Annotated in this window: 17 protein-coding genes; 12 read left to right on the top strand and 5 right to left on the bottom strand. The window is 40.4% G+C overall.

All coding sequences use genetic code 11. From position 1 onward, the window contains the following. The first annotated feature begins 283 nt into the window (after nt 1–283). Complete coding sequence (locus tag RIC88_RS19580) at nt 284–811, top strand: hypothetical protein (protein ID WP_350219270.1); 528 nt, start codon at nt 284–286, stop codon at nt 809–811. Here the strand turns inward: RIC88_RS19580 and RIC88_RS19575 are convergent. The 3 genes from RIC88_RS19575 to rsmA are packed head-to-tail and all read right to left on the bottom strand — an operon-like array spanning nt 806 to nt 3,868. Beyond that, the gene (locus RIC88_RS19575; RefSeq protein ID WP_350219269.1) at nt 806–1,747 is read right to left on the bottom strand and encodes an NAD(P)-dependent oxidoreductase; all 942 of its coding nucleotides are present in this window, start codon (nt 1,745–1,747) and stop codon (nt 806–808) included. The genes RIC88_RS19580 and RIC88_RS19575 overlap by 6 nt on opposite strands. Next, nucleotides 1,744–3,108: a magnesium transporter gene (gene mgtE / locus RIC88_RS19570; RefSeq protein ID WP_350219268.1), complete on the bottom strand. Its 1,365-nt coding sequence runs from the start codon at nt 3,106–3,108 to the stop codon at nt 1,744–1,746. The genes RIC88_RS19575 and mgtE overlap by 4 nt, the downstream gene beginning before the upstream one ends. A 1-nt stretch (nt 3,109) precedes the next feature. After that, the gene (gene rsmA, locus RIC88_RS19565) at nt 3,110–3,868 is read right to left on the bottom strand and encodes a 16S rRNA (adenine(1518)-N(6)/adenine(1519)-N(6))-dimethyltransferase RsmA (protein ID WP_350219267.1); all 759 of its coding nucleotides are present in this window, start codon (nt 3,866–3,868) and stop codon (nt 3,110–3,112) included. Between the two features lie 48 nt (nt 3,869–3,916). Between rsmA and pdxA the strand changes: the two genes are divergently transcribed. From pdxA to RIC88_RS19510, 11 genes are all read left to right on the top strand, one after another. Beyond that, nucleotides 3,917–4,960 (top strand): 4-hydroxythreonine-4-phosphate dehydrogenase PdxA, encoded by a 1,044-nt coding sequence (gene pdxA / locus RIC88_RS19560; protein ID WP_350219266.1) that lies wholly within the window; start codon nt 3,917–3,919, stop codon nt 4,958–4,960. Nucleotides 4,961–4,998: 38 nt separating this feature from the next. Continuing rightward, on the top strand, nt 4,999–5,541 hold the full coding sequence (locus tag RIC88_RS19555; RefSeq protein WP_350219265.1) for a YceD family protein: 543 nt from the start codon (nt 4,999–5,001) through the stop codon (nt 5,539–5,541). 23 nt (nt 5,542–5,564) lie between these two features. After that, a complete protein-coding gene (gene rpmF / locus RIC88_RS19550) occupies nt 5,565–5,756 on the top strand; it encodes a 50S ribosomal protein L32 (RefSeq protein WP_089356102.1) in 192 nt (63 codons plus the stop codon). 10 nt (nt 5,757–5,766) lie between these two features. Beyond that, entirely contained in the window at nt 5,767–6,765 is a 999-nt protein-coding gene (locus RIC88_RS19545) for a beta-ketoacyl-ACP synthase III (RefSeq protein ID WP_350219264.1), read from the top strand. Between the two features lie 19 nt (nt 6,766–6,784). Further along, nucleotides 6,785–7,348: an elongation factor P gene (gene efp / locus RIC88_RS19540; RefSeq protein ID WP_350219263.1), complete on the top strand. Its 564-nt coding sequence runs from the start codon at nt 6,785–6,787 to the stop codon at nt 7,346–7,348. A gap of 66 nt (nt 7,349–7,414) precedes the next feature. After that, on the top strand, nt 7,415–7,885 hold the full coding sequence (gene accB, locus RIC88_RS19535; protein ID WP_350219262.1) for an acetyl-CoA carboxylase biotin carboxyl carrier protein: 471 nt from the start codon (nt 7,415–7,417) through the stop codon (nt 7,883–7,885). 11 nt (nt 7,886–7,896) lie between these two features. Then, nucleotides 7,897–9,243, top strand: a complete 1,347-nt coding sequence (gene accC / locus RIC88_RS19530) for an acetyl-CoA carboxylase biotin carboxylase subunit (protein ID WP_350219261.1) — start codon at nt 7,897–7,899, stop codon at nt 9,241–9,243. Nucleotides 9,244–9,471: 228 nt separating this feature from the next. Then, entirely contained in the window at nt 9,472–10,371 is a 900-nt protein-coding gene (locus RIC88_RS19525; protein WP_350219260.1) for a hypothetical protein, read from the top strand. A gap of 281 nt (nt 10,372–10,652) precedes the next feature. Then, entirely contained in the window at nt 10,653–11,204 is a 552-nt protein-coding gene (locus RIC88_RS19520) for an REP-associated tyrosine transposase (protein WP_350219259.1), read from the top strand. Between the two features lie 189 nt (nt 11,205–11,393). Next, nucleotides 11,394–12,095: a VOC family protein gene (locus RIC88_RS19515; RefSeq protein WP_350219258.1), complete on the top strand. Its 702-nt coding sequence runs from the start codon at nt 11,394–11,396 to the stop codon at nt 12,093–12,095. Between the two features lie 19 nt (nt 12,096–12,114). After that, nucleotides 12,115–12,753, top strand: a complete 639-nt coding sequence (locus RIC88_RS19510; protein WP_350219257.1) for a transglutaminase-like domain-containing protein — start codon at nt 12,115–12,117, stop codon at nt 12,751–12,753. 20 nt (nt 12,754–12,773) lie between these two features. Here RIC88_RS19510 and RIC88_RS19505 read toward each other — a convergent pair whose 3' ends face one another. Both RIC88_RS19505 and RIC88_RS19500 read right to left on the bottom strand, forming a co-directional pair. After that, nucleotides 12,774–13,154: a response regulator gene (locus RIC88_RS19505; RefSeq protein ID WP_350219256.1), complete on the bottom strand. Its 381-nt coding sequence runs from the start codon at nt 13,152–13,154 to the stop codon at nt 12,774–12,776. Next, complete coding sequence (locus tag RIC88_RS19500) at nt 13,147–15,057, bottom strand: PAS domain-containing sensor histidine kinase (RefSeq protein WP_350219255.1); 1,911 nt, start codon at nt 15,055–15,057, stop codon at nt 13,147–13,149. The genes RIC88_RS19505 and RIC88_RS19500 overlap by 8 nt, the downstream gene beginning before the upstream one ends. Between the last annotated feature and the right edge of the window lie 139 nt (nt 15,058–15,196).

Raw genomic sequence — 15,196 nt, 5'->3', positions numbered from 1 at the left:
GCCGTTTCTTCGTGTTGTCTTATTTTGATGATGCAAATATACATTATTGATTAGGTCAAGTCAAGCAAGTGCGGTTTTTCAATTTATTCTTAAAAAAAGACCCTCTTACAATCGTTATGATTGATATTAGATTTATCCAATTGGTATTATTCCAAAAGGAATCCACGATTTTTTAATCGTAAAAAAAGTCCTATTCACACCAAAGAAATCATGCTACATCGGAATATTTAAAATCGTTACTTTGGAATAAATAGCTTAGTACTGTGAAACATTCATTAGCACTATGAAAACCTCATTTATCGATAATTACTTCAATCAGAATCCTAACACCTTCAACCCATTAAGAAGGCGACCTGAAGTAAAAGATATGGCAATTCCTACCAAAGCACAGACCATCAAAAAGACTGCAAAATTTGAAGTCGTGTATGAAATGGATGGAAGCTCATTCGAAGTTGATAAAACAAACGGAATTGCGAGAATAATCTGGAAGGGGAATGTGAACATTAAAACTGCTAAGCATTTAGTCATTCACTGTGCAAGAGCCATTGAAAAAGGAAATAAGAAACTCCTAATTGATCAATCAACTTTAGATCAATTTGATACAGAGGCCAGATTGTGGATCAAAGTATTTATAAAAAGTAGTATTGGAAATGTCTCAAGTAAGTTGCTAATGTTGGCTTCCATTAAACCAAAATCTACAAAAGGAAGTATTTTTAGTCATTTTGCCAGCAGCGAATTAAAGGAAGCCCTCCCTAATCTTGATATGAGAAGGTTTGACGCTGTAGAAGAAGCACTTGATTGGTTGCTATAAGTTCAACTCTCGTATTTTTTCAGCAATTACCAGGCTGATTCGTTGGTAAGACTCATAAGTCCATCCGCCCACATGAGGGGAAATAATGACGTTTGAAAATGAGATGAGTTTGTTCAGTTGAGCTTTTTCATTTTCTGAATAAGCATACAGCTTTTCATTTTCCAATACGTCCAGACCTGCACCGTACAATGTATCATCTTCCAGTAACTTGATTAATGCTGACGTATCCAGCACCTCACCCCTCGCAGTATTGATGAGTACTTTTAAGTTTTTGAAACTGCGTAAGTAAGGCTCATTAAATAACTGTCTTGTTTCATTATACAAAGGGATGTGAATACTCAAAATCTCTGTTCGCTCAAATAACTCTTCTAATTCAACATTTTTGATGAATCCACCAGGGAAATCACCTTTATATTTATCAAACCCGATAATCTCACAATCGAACCCTCTAAGTTTCTCAGCGAAAGACATACCCATATTTCCTACTCCATAGATACCAACTACCTTCCCCTTCAACTCTATCCCCCGGTTTCCCTCTCTATTCCATGTTCCTTGCTTTATTTCCTCATAAGATGATGGTACTTTGTGAAGTAGGGACAATAGCAAGCCAAGAGCATGCTCGCCAAGTGCATCTCGGTTCCCTTCAGGTGCATTGATGGCTTTAATTCCTTTAAACTCGAGGTAATCCCGATCCACTTTATCCATCCCCGCTCCGGCTCGTGCAACGAACCTTAGCTTTACACCAGCATCAATCAGCTCTTTATTTACAGAAGTTTTGCTACGGATAATCAGCCCATCGAATTCATGGATAATTTCTAAAATACCTGCTCTGTCTATCATCGGTAAATACACAGGTTCATAACCCACTTCTTTCAGCAGCGGGAGGATACATTCGTGCATGTCATCGGCGATGAGTATGCGTCTTTCAGTGCTCATAAATTATACAAAAGGTGTGCCGTCGAGAAATAGACAGCCAAACCCAGCAAATCGTTCGTTGTAGTTATAAACGGACCCGAGGCTAACGCTGGGTTTACGCCAAAACGATTCAAAACCAATGGGGTAATCGTGCCCATAAATGAGGCTAAGAGAACAACTGCAAAGAGCGCAATCGCTACAGTAGCAGCCAGGGGTTGCTCTTTCATAAACAGGATTACCGCGCCAAAAACCATCAATGAAAGAATAGCTCCATTCACAATGGCTACAAAAAATACTTTTAAAAGCCGCTTCCACATGCTATCCGCAAACACGTTCGGATTAGCTAAACTTTGAACTACGATGGATGATGACTGAATACCCACATTACCACCGGAAGCTGTGATTAGCGGAATAAAAAACGCCAGTGCGGGAACGATGATGATTTCCTCCTTAAACAACCCAAGAAACTGCGCACCAACCAATCCACCGGCCATCCCAATAATAAGCCACGGCAATCTTGCCCTTGAAATCTTCCAGACCGTATCATCCTCCTCCACATCGGAGCTGACACCTGTCATAAGTTGACGTTCCTCCTCCGCATTTTCCCGAATTACATCAATTACGTCATCAATGGTAATGCGTCCAACCAATCTTCCTCTTGCATTTACAACAGGAAGCGCCTCCAGATCATATTTCTGCATGATGGCAGCAACCTCCTCCTCGCTGGTGGATGTCTCAACAGAGATTATCTGATCATCATAGATATCAGCTACTTTAGATCCGGACTTCCCTAATATTAAATTCTTTATTCCGACTTTACCCAGTAGATTTTCCCGGTCGTCCACCACATACACAGAGTAAATTTTCTGAACATTTTCCGCTTGCAACCTGATTTCTTCTATACACCGAGAAATGCTCCAATTCAGGTTTGCTTTGATTAACTCTTTGGCCATCAACCCACCAGCCACATCCTCGTCATATTCAAGAAGCTCCATAAGGTTGGAAGCCTTCTCCTCGTCTGAAATTTGACGAATGACTTCATTCCGATCGGCCACTGCCATTTCGTACAGGATATCTGTTCCATCATCAGAATCCATCAACTCCACAAAAGATGCAAGGTCTGTGGGGGAGAATTCTTTGATAAACTCTTCCCTTACATCCTCTTCAAGGTCTTCAAGGATCTGCGCACCTGTCTCAGGAGTGAGGAGATCAAAAACATACTTGCATTCCTCTGAGTCAAATTCATCAAGTAAAGCAGAAATATCTGCAGGATTAACACCTTCAAGAGAAGATTTAATGAAAGCAGTATCCTTCTCATCCAGTGCTTGTTGAAACCGGTCTTTGAACTCAACGGATAACTCAAAAGTCATTTCTGCTTCCATGTCAGGCGATTTTTTCGGTAAGCGAGATAAATTCTTGAACAGAAAGCTGCTCCGCCCTTTGATTCATCACCTCAAGAGACGTCACAGATTCAGGCAAATTTAGGTCTTTTAAAGCGTTGCGCAAGGTCTTGCGGCGCTTGCCAAATCCTGCTTTCACCACTCGTTTAAATAGCTTTTCGTCGCACGACAATTGTGTCACATTATTCCGTTTCAATCGAATCACTGCAGACTGAACTTTTGGAGGAGGATTGAACACGCCGGGCGGCACTTTGAATAAGTATTCAATCTCATAGAAAGCCTGGAGCAGGACACTTAGTATGCCATATGTCTTTGACCCCTCCTTTTCACATATTCGATCGGCTACCTCTTTTTGAATCATACACACCACTTCATCCACTTTATCCCGATCGTCCCAAATTTTAAAGAAGAGCTGAGATGAAATGTTGTATGGGAAATTGCCAATGATATTAAACCTGTCCAGCGAGACATCATATTTCAAATAATCCTGAAAAAGAAATTGCTCCGCATGAGCAGGATAGGTATTCTTCAAATACTCGATTGATTCGGTATCTACATCCAGTGCGTAAAACTTCTGATTCTCTTTTTCGATCAGGTACTTGGTAAGCACACCTGTTCCTGGTCCAATTTCCAATACCGGAAGGTTTGTTTCATTTTTTAGTGCTCCTACAATTTTCAAAGCGATATTTTCATCCTTTAAAAAATGCTGACCTAAATGTTTTTTGGGTTTTACGCTTGCCAACTTATTCTCCGTTATTAACTTCCGATTTTATAAAAGTACAGTTTCAAAATGAGTGAATCATCACACAAAAAAAATAAACCTGTCATTGGAATCACGATTGGTGATGTAAATGGGATTGGGCCTGAGGTGATTATCAAATCATTGGAAGACAATCGAATTTTGAAACAGTTCACTCCCGTCATTTATGGATCCGGAAAGGTAATATCGTTTTACCGCAAGCAATTGGATAAAGAGGATTTCAATTATCAGCAGATTTCCAACATCGAAAAGGTGGCTCACAAAAAAGTGAATGTATTAAACGTATGGGATGAAACCGTAGAAATCAATCCGGGGCAAGCCAATGAAATCGGTGGAAAATATGCCGTACTTTCATTACAAAGAGCTGTAGCAGACCTGAAAGAAGGGAAAATTGATGCAATCACCACTGCACCACTCAGCAAGGAACTCGTACAATCTGACGATTTCAAATTCCCCGGGCACACGGAATACCTGACACAGGAAGACGGTGAAAAAGAAAGTCTGATGTTTTTGGTTCATGAGGGACTCAGGGTTGGGGTAGTGACCGGACATATTCCACTCAAGGAAGTCAGCGATAAAGTCACCAAAGAGAAAATCGTGACCAAGCTGAAAAAAATGCTCAAATCCCTTCAAAAGGATTTTGGGATAAAAAAACCAAGAGTAGCAGTGCTTGGCTTAAACCCACATGCCGGGGAAAATGGATTGCTCGGTGACGAGGAAGAGAAAAGCATTATTCCGGCTATTGAAGAAGTGAAAAGCGGTCACCACATTGTGATGGGTCCATTTCCCGCCGACGGATTTTTCGGAATGGGCTCCTACAAACAATATGATGGTGTTTTAGCCATGTATCATGATCAGGGGCTGATCCCTTTTAAAACTTTGGCCTTTGAAGAGGGCATCAATTACACTGCTGGTCTATCCTTTGTTCGCACCTCACCCGACCATGGTACGGCCTTTTCCATAGCGGGAAAAAACGAAGCAGATGAGACATCATTTCGTAATGCGCTCTACCTGGCTAACGATATTATTCGCCAACGAAATGAAAATCAGTATGAAAGTGCTGAAGAAAAGTAATTCATAAAGCTTTTGTAGTACTTGGAAACTATCTAAATTTGCGGGTCTTTACCGGGAAGTGGACGGACATGAAGGATTTGAAAGCGTTTAAAATTGAGATTTTCGGACTGAGTAACAGCACTCACGACTTTAATTTCGCATTTAATGACGATTTCTTCACTCATTTCGAAAATAGTCTGGTAAGCAAGGGCAAAGGCACTTGTGATGTGATTTTGACAAAAACAGACTCCATGATTACACTCGATCTGACCATTGAGGGTTCCATTGAGTTAGAATGCGATAGAAGCCTGGAGCTTTTCGACTACCCTATTTCTATAAATAAGGAAGTCATTTACAAATACGGGGACGAAGAGAAGGAATTGAGTGAGGATGTATTTGTGATATTGAAAGGGGAACAGGAAATCAATATTGCAGAGTTTTTGTACGAATCAATCAGTCTGGAAGTACCGATGAAAAAACTTCATCCAAAATTCCAGGACGAACCTGAAACTGACGAAATGATTTATGTTTCGGATACAGATGAAGGATCACAGGAAGAGAGCACTGATCCCAGATGGGAAGCCCTAAAAAAATTGAAATAAGAAAAATTTAGATAGAGAAAGAGATGGCGCATCCAAAACGAAAGATTTCGAAAACCAGAAGAGACAAGAGAAGAACACATTACAAAGCTACTCCCAAGAGCTTCGTAATCTGTCCTACTACAGGTGAAGCACACCTTCCACACAGAGCTTTCTGGCATGAAGGCAAACTTTACTATAAAGGTAAAGTGGTGATGGAGAAAGAAGTTTTAGCTTAAGCTAAGTCAGATGCCTAAAATTCAAGCTGCCATAACTGGCGTTCATGGTTACGTCCCTGAGGATGTATTAACCAACAAAGACCTTGAGAAGATGGTGGACACCAACGATGAGTGGATCACCTCACGTACGGGCATCAAAAGGAGACATATACTAAAAGGTGAAAATCAGGGCACCTCAGTAATGGCTGTGAAAGCTGTTGAGGGGCTACTGAAAAAAACCAATACCAAAGCAGAGGATATTGATCTGGTGATTTGTGCAACTACAACACCAGATCTTGTATTTCCGGCCACTGCCAATATCATTTCAAATAAAATAGGAGCTGTGAATGCATTTGGATATGATATCCAGGCTGCATGCTCAGGTTTTCTTTATGCCCTGGCTACCGGTTCTCAGTTTATTGAAACCGGCAAATACAAGAAAGTAATTGTGATTGGTGCTGATAAGATGTCGTCCATAGTAGACTACACTGACCGGGCTACCTGTATCATCTTTGGCGATGGAGCAGGTGCTATTTTGTTAGAACCTACCGAGGAAGATTTTGGTATCAAAGATTCCATTCTAAAATCGGATGGTTCTGGTGAGCCATTCCTTCATATGAAAGCCGGTGGCAGCAGACGCCCTGCATCTGAAGAAACAGTGAAAAACAGAGAGCATTTCGCCTACCAAGAAGGATCCACCGTATTCAAGTTTGCGGTTAAAAACATGGCCGACGTTGCTGCTCAGGTGATGGAACGGAATGGTCTTGTGGCCGAAGATGTAGCTTACCTTGTGCCCCATCAGGCAAATAAACGAATCATCGATGCTACGGCAAACCGAATGGGGGTTAGTGATGAAAAAGTAATGCTCAATATTGAAGAGTATGGCAACACTACCAGTGGGACCATTCCTCTTTGTTTGTTTGATTACGAAAGCAAACTTAAAAAAGGAGACAACCTTATTTTAGCAGCTTTTGGTGGAGGATTCACCTGGGGAGCTATCTGGGTAAAATGGGCATACGATCCTAAATAACTAGTCAAAAAATAATTTCATGGCAAGTACAGCAGATTTCAAAAATGGATTAGTGATTGAATACAATAATGATCTATTCACTATTGTAGAATTTCAGCATGTAAAACCAGGTAAAGGTCCTGCGTTTGTTCGAACGAAATTAAAAAGCATTTCTACTGGAAAAGTGCTGGACAATACTTTTTCATCCGGGGTAAAAGTGACTACTGCACGAGTAGAGAGAAGACCCCATCAATTCTTATATAAAGATGATATGGGATATCACTGCATGGATACCAATACCTACGAACAGGTTGCCGTGCCAGAAAATCTTATCAACGCACCCAAGTTTCTTAAAGACGGACAGGAAGTTGAAATCCTTTTTCATGCTGAAGAAGAAAAAATTCTTGGATGTGAACTCCCACAGCACGTGATTATGACTGTAACTCAGGCGGATCCCGGTGTGAAGGGTAATACTGCAACTAATGCTACCAAAAATGCCGTAGTAGAAACCGGAGCAACCATACAGGTTCCAATGTTTATTGAGCAGGATGAGGTCATCAAGATCAATACCGTTGATGGAACTTATGTGGAGCGAGTTAAATAATTTCACGCTCCCTGAAAGAAATTTTATACCTTAGTTCTTAAGATTTTATTAATCAACAATTAACCTATGAAGGCCAAAGAAATTCAAGAATTAATAAACTTCCTTTCTGAGTCAGGTTTGGAAGAAGTAAATATCGAAACAGATGATTTTAAGGTGAGCATCAAGCGAAGTGCTGAGCAGCATGTGATTGCTTCTGCTCCGGCTCCCCTGGCAGCACCCGCTCCGGCACCAGCCCCTCAGGCGGCCCCTGCTCCCGCTGCAGATGGTGGTGGAAGTGCTCCTGCATCTGATGGTAACCTGATAGAAATAAAATCCCCAATGATCGGTACATTCTACCGTTCTGCAAATCCGGAATCACCGGCATTTGTTGAAGTTGGTAGCTCGGTAAAAGCAGGAGATCCTGTCTGTATCATTGAGGCAATGAAGCTATTCAATGAAATTGAATCTGAAGTGTCTGGAAAAATCGTGAAAGTGCTGGTAGACAATGCGCAACCAGTAGAATACGATCAGCCACTTTTCCTTGTTGAACCTTCGTAAACAACCCTCCTATGTTTAACAAGATTTTGATCGCCAATAGAGGCGAGATTGCATTACGTATTATCCGTACCTGTAAGGAAATGGGTATCAAGACGGTGGCGGTGTATTCAAAAGCAGATGCTGAAAGTCTTCATGTTCGATTTGCTGATGAGGCGGTATGCATCGGCCCTGCAGCCAGCAAGGATTCCTATTTAAAAATTCCTAATATCATCGCCGCTGCTGAGGTGACCAATGCTGATGCTATTCATCCGGGATATGGCTTCCTGTCTGAAAATGCGGAATTCTCAAGAGTTTGTGCAGAAAATGGTATCAAGTTCATCGGCGCAAGCGAAGAGATGATCAGCAAAATGGGAGACAAAGCAACTGCGAAAGCAACGATGATTGCTGCCGGTGTTCCTGTGGTCCCCGGATCTGAGGGGTTGCTGGAGTCTGCAGAGCAAGGCATGAAGTTGGCCAAAGGAATCGGCTATCCGGTGATGATCAAAGCGACTGCCGGTGGTGGTGGTAAGGGTATGCGGCTCATCAAAGAAGAAAGTGAATTCAAAAAGGCCTGGGACAGTGCCCGACAGGAAGCAGCGGCATCTTTCGGAAATGATGGGATGTACATGGAGAAATTTGTGGAAGAGCCCCGTCACGTTGAGATTCAAATAGTTGGTGATAGCACCGGAAAAGCTTGCCACTTATCCGAAAGGGATTGCTCCATTCAGCGAAGACACCAGAAGCTAATCGAAGAAACCCCTTCTCCGATTGTGACGCAAGAACTACGTGAGAAAATGGGTGCTGCAGCTATAAAAGGCGCTGAAGCTATCAAATATGAAGGAGCCGGTACTGTCGAGTTCCTTGTAGACAAGCATGGCGATTTCTTCTTCATGGAGATGAATACGCGTATTCAGGTAGAGCATCCGATCACAGAAGAAGTGACTGACTATGACCTGATTAAAGAACAGATCAAAGTTGCTGCCGGAGAGAAGATCTCAGGACGAAATTATTACCCACAGTTACACTCGATTGAAGTTCGTATCAATGCAGAAGATCCTGCGAATGGATTCCGACCAAGTCCGGGCAAGATCACAAACCTTCATTTCCCCGGTGGCCATGGTGTGCGGATCGATAGCCATGTATATGCAGGCTACACTATCCCTCCTTTCTACGACTCGATGATCGGTAAGTTGATCGTAAGTGCGCAGACCAGAGAGGAAGCAATCATTAAAATGAAGCGTGCATTGGAAGAAACGGTAATCGAAGGCATCAAAACGACCATTCCTTTCCACCTGGCAATGATGGATGACGAAGCATTTAAGTCCGGGAACTTTACTACGAAGTATTTGGACACGTGGGACTTTAGTGTATTGAAGTAATTAGTAGGTGGTGTAAAGAAACCCACCCCTAACCTCGAGCCGTCGAACCGCTCCAGGGAGGGGAATTTGAAACCCCTCATCGGAAACGGTGAGGGGTTTTTGTTTGATAACGGTATATTTGAAGGTGAATAATGTGAAAAGCATTTAAACCGTAATTGGCATGGGTTTATGCTTGTTTCATTATAGTTATGATCAATTTCTGAACTTCAACAATCATCTTCAAAAGATATGAAAAAGACAATTCTCTTAACCTTATTAGTCATTCTATTCCACCTTCCAGTTTTTGCTCAATGGTCAGATAATGGAACCAGTTTAACAACTACTGACAATGTCGGAATAGGAATAAGTACGCTAGGCACTTATTCGCTTTCGTTAAAGCAGTCCAATACCGGAACAGGTTACGGAATGAGAATTATCAATGGGTCTAGTACTCAAAGCATGCAATTTTGGGCAGGTGGAACTGGTGTTGTGATTGATGCCGAAGGGGACGCTAATCTACATCTTCGGACTAATAATCAAGATAGGATTTATATTAAGAATAATGGCCAAATAGGAGTTGGAACTAGTGCTATTGGTAATTACCTATTCACCTTGCGCCAATCCGAAACTGGAGCTGGCAATGGAATGAGGATTACAAATGGTTCTGGCACTCAACACATGCAACTTTGGTCAGGTGGTTCAGGAGTGGTAATAGATGCTGAAGGTAATGCTAACTTACATTTACGTACAAACAATACCGATCGACTTTTCATCCAAAATAATGGCCAAGTTGGAATTGGTACAAACTCGATGGGGTCTCACCAATTGGCTGTAGAAGGCTCAATTGGAGCACGAGAAATCAAAGTAGAAGCAAGTGGTTGGTCGGACTTTGTTTTTGAGAAAGATTATGAACTCAGAACTCTTGAAGAAGTAGAACAGCATATAAACGAGAACGGCCATCTTCCTGAAATACCTAGTGAAGAAGAGGTAACGGAGAATGGTGTCAATCTTGGAGAGATGAACGCTAAATTGCTACAGAAGATCGAGGAACTAACTCTCTACATGATCGACATGAACAAGCGAATGAACCAACTCGAAACTGAAAATACCCAACTCAAAGAGAAAGTTCAACTCATTGAAAATCAATAACAGGAACTAAAATCCATAGGCTTGCTGAGATATTTGTAAATGGTATCGGAACTAGACACTCAGGAGCATTTGTAAAGTGTAAGCCTATGGATTTTGGTTGATCGTTATAAACGATCTTCACTATGATATAAATTTCACATAATGAAAAAGAAAACCAAACTTTTCACCCTGACAATCATCTTCCTAACCAATATCTCATTTGCTCAAGTAAAAGCCACCCTCTCTGGTCTTAGCGTCTCGCTGAGACCAATACCAACCAGTTTATGTGTTATTTTTGATGGATGGGTAGAAAGTATGCCATCCGTGATCAGGAGAAGTTTTATTTCGTCACTTTCACGGTAATCCATTGGATGGATATATTCATAAGAGAAGAATACAGGAACATATTCATTGATAGCTTAAAGTATTGTCAAAAGGAGAAAGGATTGCAGGTTGGAGCCTGGTGTTTGATGACCAGTCATGCGCATTTGATCATTGGTACTTCCGGTACAATGAAGCTCGAAGACATTATCAGAGATTTCAAATCATATACATCAAGGCACATAAGAAAAGCGATTGAAAACAATCCTCAAGAAAGTAGGAAGCAATGGCTGATGAATGCAATGGTGAAAGCTGGAATAGCGAAATCTAATAATAGAGACTTTCAGTTTTGGCAGCAGCATAATCATCCGATAGAAATGAATTCAAACGAAATCATAGACTCAAAACTGGAATACATTCATCAAAATCCAGTTGCAGCGGGATTTGTAGATGAGCCCAGAGATTGGACGTATAGTAGTGCCAGAGATTATGGGGAAGAGAAAGGTCTGATTGAATTAGTATTTTTGGATTAGCGGTCTTAGCGAGACGCTAAGACCAGTTGGTTTAGAATGTCCCAAATCTTTAATCCCCTACCCCACAATAATTCGCTTCAGCTCCCGGTCCATCAGGTAAAAGAGAAAGAAACCTATTCCAACAAACCCGCTGTTATACACAGTATAAAGACTTCTATGTGGTTTACTCTGAGACTTAAAATCCTTTTATTGATAGCGACAGGAATGCCTTTACCAACTTTTTCCCAAGAACTAGTTATCGATCATGTGATATCGATAAACACTAATCTAAATGAAGCAATTGATGATTTTTCTAAAAAGGGATTCTCTATTAAACAAGGCAGACTTCATGAAAACGGTTTGATCAACGCCCATATTAAGTTTCATAACTATAGCTCCTTTGAACTAATGTCTATTGAGGGGGAACCAAAAGATGCAATCGCGAAAGAATATGACTCACTTATAAAAGATGGAATTAAAGGAGCTTACCTTGCTTTCACTGGCTTAACTCGCAATAGAATCGAATCTGAATTGAATACTTTGGGTATTCGGTACTATGTTACACCTGGCAAATTATGGACTTATATTTCATTCCCCAGTAAATCGGAATTCGCACATATCTTTTTTATCAATTATCACATTGATCAGAGATTTTCAGTGGATGAAATAACCCATTCAAACGGGTTTGATAAAATTAAAAATTTAAAGATTGAGGGTACTCAAACCTTGATCAAACTTCTTGAGAACTTTGATTTAAAAAGTGAAAAGGATACTCAGGGTTTTGTAGAATTCCAAACTAGAACAGGAAGTGTAACAATCATGCCATTGACACATATTGAACGTCCTCGAATTAAAGAAGTCATATTCGGTAAACAAAACGCGAATGATACTCTGAAGATAAGTCTGAATTAAACCTCATCTCAAACATAGAATGACAGAGAACACAAAAAGTACTTATTTCTTTGATTATGAGTCACCCGAAATACAAGCACTGATTGCTGAATTTAAAGCGCCTGATTTGAGTGATCAGGAGAAAGCGGCTGGACTTTACCTGAAAGTACGTGATAATTGGAGATATAATCCCTATGATATCAGCTTCAGAAAAGAGGCCCTAAAGGCAAGTAACATTGCGCGGAAAGATCATGGGCACTGCATTGATAAATCCGTACTTTACATTGCTGGACTCAGGGCACTAGGTATTCCTGCCAAACTTCACCTTGCAAAAGTTAAAAATCACATTGCGATAGAACGGCTCACAGAAAAATTTGGAACAAATGAGCTTACCCCTCATGGAATGGTTGATGTTTTTTTGAATGAAAAATGGGTAAAAGCAACTCCTGCATTTAATCAGGAATTATGTAGACTCACTGGTGTAGAACCTTTGGAGTTTGATGGAAGCGAAGACTCCATTTTCCAGGAATACAATCAGGAAGGGAAGGAATTTATGGAATACCTAGACGATTATGGTTCGTTCGATGATGTACCATTGGACTTTATAGAGCGAAACATGAAAGAAAATTATCCAAAACTAAAAAGTTTGTTGAATGAAGCTGGTGAGCTAAAGTTGTAATTGAATCAACCATGTTATAGCTAAATTCTTTTCAACGCTCTCTTTAAAAAATCATTACTGATTGGCTTTGAAATGAATTCCCTGACTATAGAAAAATTCTTAGCTCTTACTTTATCTTCTGGATCTATCGATGAACTAAGGATATAAATATCCATATCTGTCTTGACTTTAGAGCTCACATAGTTTTCCAAAAACCTCCATCCACTGCAAATCGGCATATTTAAATCCAAAAGCAAAATGTCCGGCACCTCCTCTGGCGCTGAGTTCAAGTATTTTAAAATCTCCTCGCCATTAAAAAAGGACATGAATTTGCATCCTTCATTTAGTTTTTTCACATACTTCTCCACTATCCAATGAAACACTTCTTCATCATCAACCAACCCAATAACTTTATTATTCATACTGATTCCTAAAGACAATTTTAAATGTTGTACCCTTATCAACCATGCTTTCTACCTCTATCTCATCACCCATTGTTCGTATTTGATTTTTCACCAGAAATAGCCCTACACCCTTGCTGTCTTTGTTAACATGGAAGGTCTTTCCAAAAGAAAAAATATCTTTTCCATACTTAGACAAATCTATACCTAATCCATTATCTGTAAAATACAAAACAACATTATTTTCAATCCTTTCAGTTCGGATAATCACCTTCGGCTTTTCCATTTTTGAGCTGAATTTTATCGCATTACTGACCAGATTCAGTAAAATGTTTTCCAGAAAAACCTGCGGATAATTAATACTCGGAGCTTGAATAAAATCTGTTTCGATTATAACGTTTTTTTCCAAAAGGCTAATTTTCAAAAGTTCCAAAACAGAACCCAGGCACTCATCAAACGCTATCAGGTCAGATTTAACCCTTTCATCCTGTTGTACTTTCAACACCTGGTTCAAGTCATCGATTGTTCCCAAAGCTTTGTCACAAACGTCTTTTATATAGCTCACCGCCTGGTCTTTATCTTTTTCACTACTATTGAAGTACAATTCGCTCAAACCAGCGATGCTGCTCAGCGGTGACCTCAAGTTGTGAGACACAATCTGTGCAAATTCAACCAACCGTTCGTTCCTACGCTCAACCTCCTTTGAGGTTGTAACTAATTGCCGGTTTTTCTCTTTTAGAATTTCTTCCATTCTTTTCCGGGCAGAAAAATCCATATATGTACAGATTACATGCAATAAATCCTGATTGTGATCATAGATTGGTTCAGCATCTACCATCAACCATACCCGGTCTTTTGTGACAGGTCTATAAACACCCATCACTACTTGTTTGATTGCCTGTTTTTGCTTTATACACCTCGGAATGGGGAAGTCCTCCGGTTGCATGCTATTTCCATCACTGTCAATTACATTCCATTTTGAGTCGAGAGCTGCTGTACCGACAAACTGTGACTCTGTCATCCCCAAAAGGGTAAAGGCAGTCTTATTATGCATAATAGGGACAGTATTAAGATCGTACAATGCTACCCCAATGTTTAAATTATTCATGAGAGACCTAAACCGGTTCTCACTTTGTGTCAATGCCATGCGTGACTGCATCATTTCAGTCACATCACTCATCATTCCAAGCATACGAATTGCTTTTTTCCCATTTGACAGAAAGGTGCCTTTATCATATATGTTTCGGTATTCACCATCTTTTCTCTTGAAGCGGTAATAGACTTCAAAAGTCTTCAATTGAGCTTGCGCTTCATCCAAGGCTTGAAATGTAGCTTCACGATCATCCGGATGTATAAGTCCTCCCCATCGGTTTATATCTCCCATTTCTTCATTGGAGAATGATAGAATCCTTTCAATATTTCCACTCCAAATGATACTTCCGGATTCAATATCATAATCGTAAACAATAATACCCGCTGCATCAGCTACCAGCTTGTGCCTTTGCTCCCAGTCTTCACGCTCTATTTCCAAATTTTTCCGCTCGGTGATATCCTGAATGGTGCCAATTAAAAGTAATGCACCATTCTCCTGGTAAAGCTTACCTATTCCTTCCAGCCAATGATAGGTGCCGTCTGTCCATAAAACCCGATGCTGAAGGGTCATGTATTCTTCCGCGTTCAAATTCTCGAGGGCCCTGGCTACCTTTTCCTTATCATCTTCATGTATCAATTCAAAATAACCGTCGAATGTCCCACCATAGGATTTGGAAAACTCGAAAAAATGAAATGAATGATCGACAGACCAATGAATGGTCCGAGTGGTGAGGTTTAGCTCACATAACGTAATTTTAGCGTTGGACAGGGTGGTTCGTATCCTTCTATCAAGTATGTGATTCCCAATGAAAGAATCGGTGGTGCTTTCCATTTGCTGGTGGTTTAAGCGTAATTCCTAATGTTTTATAAAAGATAACGATTTGTTTGAAAATATTAAAAGACTTTTCGCTTAACGGTAAAATTTATTAGTTCCCTGACTTTAAAAAATGAACAATTGAGATTTCTTTCGC

The organism is Ekhidna sp., from assembly GCF_040220215.1.
GTDB lineage: Bacteria > Bacteroidota > Bacteroidia > Cytophagales > Cyclobacteriaceae > Ekhidna.
This window is presented reverse-complemented; position numbering and strand designations above follow the sequence as displayed.